The 4058-nt window shown below is 62.7% G+C and carries 5 protein-coding genes and 1 pseudogene; all 6 read left to right on the forward strand.

What is annotated here, in order from left to right; all coding sequences use genetic code 11:
• A pseudogene (locus ABX74_RS02995) lies at nt 1-254 on the forward strand (saccharopine dehydrogenase); the annotation flags it as partial.
• Nucleotides 251-835, forward strand: coding sequence for a TetR/AcrR family transcriptional regulator (locus tag ABX74_RS03000; protein ID WP_047888189.1), 585 nt, complete (start codon nt 251-253; stop codon nt 833-835). The pseudogene ABX74_RS02995 and the gene ABX74_RS03000, both read left to right, overlap by 4 nt.
• Before the next feature lie 21 nt (nt 836-856).
• Entirely contained in the window at nt 857-1483 is a 627-nt protein-coding gene (locus ABX74_RS03005; RefSeq protein ID WP_047888190.1) for an SMI1/KNR4 family protein, read from the forward strand.
• Entirely contained in the window at nt 1480-2580 is a 1101-nt protein-coding gene (galT, locus tag ABX74_RS03010; protein ID WP_047888191.1) for a galactose-1-phosphate uridylyltransferase, read from the forward strand. Before ABX74_RS03005 ends, galT begins: the two co-directional genes overlap by 4 nt.
• Nucleotides 2580-3710 (forward strand): galactokinase, encoded by a 1131-nt coding sequence (galK, locus tag ABX74_RS03015; RefSeq protein WP_053061976.1) that lies wholly within the window; start codon nt 2580-2582, stop codon nt 3708-3710. The genes galT and galK overlap by 1 nt, the downstream gene beginning before the upstream one ends.
• Before the next feature lie 119 nt (nt 3711-3829).
• Nucleotides 3830-4058 (forward strand): RrF2 family transcriptional regulator (locus tag ABX74_RS03020; RefSeq protein ID WP_047888192.1); only part of this gene is annotated, 229 nt, incomplete at its 3' end.

Below are 4058 nucleotides of genomic sequence, written 5' to 3' on the forward strand. Positions count from 1 at the left end.
TCCTGTACTCGCCTGGCAAGGGCGGGAGCGCGCAAGTACGCATCGACGTCACCGGCCCGAGCGGCACGACAAGCGCAACAATCGTCGACCCGCAGGGCCAAGCTCACCTCACCGCGGTGGGCGGCGCGCTTGCCGTCAGACAAGCCTTGGCCGACGATGCCCAGCCTGGAGTCGCTTTCCCCGAGTCGCTTCCGAACCCGCGCCGCACCGTCTCCGAGTTGGAGAGCTTCGGGGTGGCAGTATTGCGGGCATGACCCCCTCCAAGGGCGCCGCCCGCGCGGAAGCACTTCTCGACGCAGCAGAACAGGTCCTCGCCACACAGGGCAATGCCAACTCGGCGATGCGCGATTTCGCAGCCGCAGCCGGAGTGCGGGTGGGGCACCTTCAGCACTACTATCCCACCCGTGCAGATCTCATCCGCGCAGTCATGTCACGGGCATTGACCCGCTCACTGGATCGCCTTGCCGTCGTCACGGATACGGATCAGAGTCTTTCCCGTGAGGAATCCGAACACTTCATCGGAGTCCTGCTCGGAGAACAAGACAACCAGGCCACGGTGCGTCTGTACGTCGAAGTATGGGCCATTGCGGCGGCGGACCAAGAAGTGGCGGTCGTGGTTCGAGACTTCTACGCGCAGTACATCGCACACGTAGAGCGCGCTGTTGCGTGTGCACAACCGGATCTGGATGCGGCGGACCTGGGCGCGGCAGCGCAGACCATCGTGAGCCTACTCGAGGGTTCCGCAATTCTCCGATCGGGAATCACCGGCCGAAAGTCCGAGGCTTCGGACCGAAAGCTCGTGGACACACTGCAGTACCTGATTCACGGGTCCTGACTCGGACGTATCGTAAAGCCCATGAGCGTTGCAAACGAATGGAGCCGAATCGAAGCGTGGTGCCGTACACACGCACCGGTGACGGCTGCAGCGTTTCAGCCAGGGCTCGGTGACGCCGTTATCGAGGAATTCGAAGCGTCGACCGGCGTCACGTGGCCCCACGAACTTCGCGAGCTGTATCGGGTGCACAACGGCAGCCTGACCCACGACGACCGGACCGGGCTCTTTCTCGGCAGCGTGCTTCCCGACAAGTTCTTCTACCCCATCGACGTCGCAACCGAAGTTCGACTCACTCTGCTCGAAACGTGGGACGAGACGATCTACGAGAATCCGGACCTCTACGCCGAGGACGAGATGGATCGACACGATCAACGCGACGCAGGCACTACCGCAACCATGTTCATCCCCTCGTTCGTTCCCTTTGCCGGGCTGGACGAGTACCACTACTTCGTGGACACACGCAACGGCGCACTCCATCATTGTGTGACCGAGTATGCGTCGGACGCCACTGACAACGGCGGTCCGATCTGGGCGTCCATCTCGGTCATGTTGGGCGCCCATGCCGCAGCGCTGGAAACAGGATCCACGATCGGAGTGTGGAAACCCGTTGTCAGCAAGGGTGTTCTGGAATGGGAAGTCGACGCATGACACCCAAGCAGGATCCGACCCGTCGTACCCTCGCCGACGGGCGTCAGATCTTCTACTTCGACGATGCCGGCCGTACCCGCGCCCACTCTGCGCGAGATTCCCGCGAATTGCCGGCAATCGACCACTCGTCTCGGATGAGGTTCGACGTTCTCACCGGGGAGTGGATCACCATGGCCTCGCATCGCATGACACGGACACATCTCCCCTCCGCCGCCGAATGCCCGTTGTGCCCGACCAACGAAACACGCACGCCCACAGAGATACCCGACGGAGACTACGACGTCGCGGTGTTCGAGAATCGGTTTCCGAGCTTTGCCGCGGCGCCCGAGGAAGCCATTGACGGTCCCGGAGACGGTGTGGGCGATCGCCCAGCTGTCGGCCACTGCGAAGTGATGTGTTTCTCGAGCGATCACACGGCGTCCGTCGGCGAGCTTCCACTCGAACGCATGCGTACGATTGTGGGTGCATGGATTTCTCGGACCGAAGAGTTGTCGGCGGATCCGGTTGTGGAACAGGTGTTCTGCTTCGAGAACCGCGGCGAAGAAATCGGGGTGACACTCACCCATCCACACGGACAGATCTACGCATACCCGTATGTCACGTCACGCACCCGATCGATGTTGACGCAGGCGGACAAACACTTCGAGCGCACCGGTCGCTCACTGCTCGCCGATGTTCTGGCGTTCGAGCGCGAGGACGGGACCCGGTTGATCTACGACGGCGACCACTGGAGCGCCTACGTCCCGACCGCCGCACGATGGCCCATCGAGATTCACCTGGCACCGCACCGAGACGTCCCGGACCTTCCCTCGTTGAACGACCAAGAGCGCGAAGAGCTTGCGGTCGTTTACCAAGATCTCCTGCGCCGTATCGATCGCTTCTATCCGGGCGTCGATCGGGTACCGTACATCGCGGCCTGGCACCAAGCTCCCGTCCGCATCGACCGACCTCTGGGTCGACTGCATCTTCAGCTGTTCTCGATCTTGCGCGCACCAGGCAAGCTCAAATACCTCGCCGGGTCCGAGTCCGCCATGGGCGCCTGGGTGAACGACACCATTCCCGAGGCAGTCGCGGCCCGCCTACGGGAGTTGAAATAGTGGAAACCGTCTCGAAACAATCTGTGCTCCAACAGTTTCGCGACGCCTATGGCTATCCGGCAACCGGAGCCTGGGCGGCACCCGGTCGAGTCAACCTGATCGGTGAACACACGGACTACAACGGTGGATTGTGCCTACCGGTCGCTCTCGAGCAGCGAACGCTGGTTGCCGTCGCACTGCGCACCGACGGGGTCGTCCGCGTGCACAGTCGGCAATCCGACGAGACATACACCGGGCCCCTCGGCGACATCGCAGCAGGATGGGCCGCCTACCCCACAGCCGTTCTGTGGTCTCTTGCGCGCCGAGGCCTCCCGCTCGGAGGAATCGATCTGGCAGTCGACTCGTCGGTACCGGTCGGGGCCGGGCTGTCGAGTTCCGCTGCCCTCACCTGTTCGGTTGCGTTGGCCGTCAATGAACTTCACGATTCACCATTCACCCGCGATGAGCTGGTACAGATATGCATCCGGGCGGAGAACGACGGCGTCGGCGCACCGACCGGTGGGATGGATCAAACCATTGCCCTCTTTGCCCGACCCTCGACTGCGCTCCTGTTGGACTGCCTGGACGGATCCACCGAACCCATCCCTTTCGAACTCCACGGTGCGGGGTACGAACTGATCGTCATCGACACTCGGGTCAAACACTCGCTCGCAGACGGACAGTACGGGTTGCGACGCTCTCAATGCGTCGATGCAGCAGCAGCTCTCGGCGTCGGCAGCTTGCGAGAGGCTTCTGCAGACCAAGCCGAGACAGTGCGAGACCCGATCCTCCGGGCGCGGGCACGGCACGTCGTGACCGAGATCGAACGGACACGGAAGACCGCAGAACTTCTGCGCAGCAACAGATTCAGCGACGTCGGGGAGCTGTTCGACAATTCTCACGCGTCGTTGCGCGACGACTTCGAGGTCTCGTGTGAAGAACTCGACGTCGCCGTTGCCGCAGCACGACGCGGCGGCGCGATCGGTGCGCGGATGACCGGCGGCGGATTCGGAGGTTCGGCCATCGCATTGGTTCCGGAAGGAAGTCATGCGGAGGTCATCGCGTCGGTGAGCCGCGACTTTGCGGCGCGAGGTTGGCGAGCACCCCATTTTCTCGGCGTCGTTGCCGGGGGTTCGGCCGCCCGACTCTGAGCGAACGGTACGTTCAGCGCACTGGAGGCTCCGAACGTACCGTTCGCCCTGGTTGGGACCCCTCGAGATCCCCCTCACATAAATAGTCATCTCAGATGCGAATTATGTAGGTTCAGATCATGCAATTGACGCAGTTCACCGATCTGGGATTGCGCGTCGTCATGCGGTTGGCCGTACTCGACGCGGATGCCTCCCCCAGTACCCGGGATGTTGCGCAGCAGCTCAACGTGTCGTACTCCCATGCCACCAAGGTGGTTACACGGCTCGGTGAGCTTGGCATCGTCACAACCAGGCGTGGTCGCGGCGGTGGGCTTTCCATCACCGAACTCGGCCGCACCGCCACCATCG

Source organism: Rhodococcus sp. ARP2 (genome assembly GCF_001029585.1).
Classification (GTDB): domain Bacteria; phylum Actinomycetota; class Actinomycetes; order Mycobacteriales; family Mycobacteriaceae; genus Rhodococcus_F; species Rhodococcus_F erythropolis.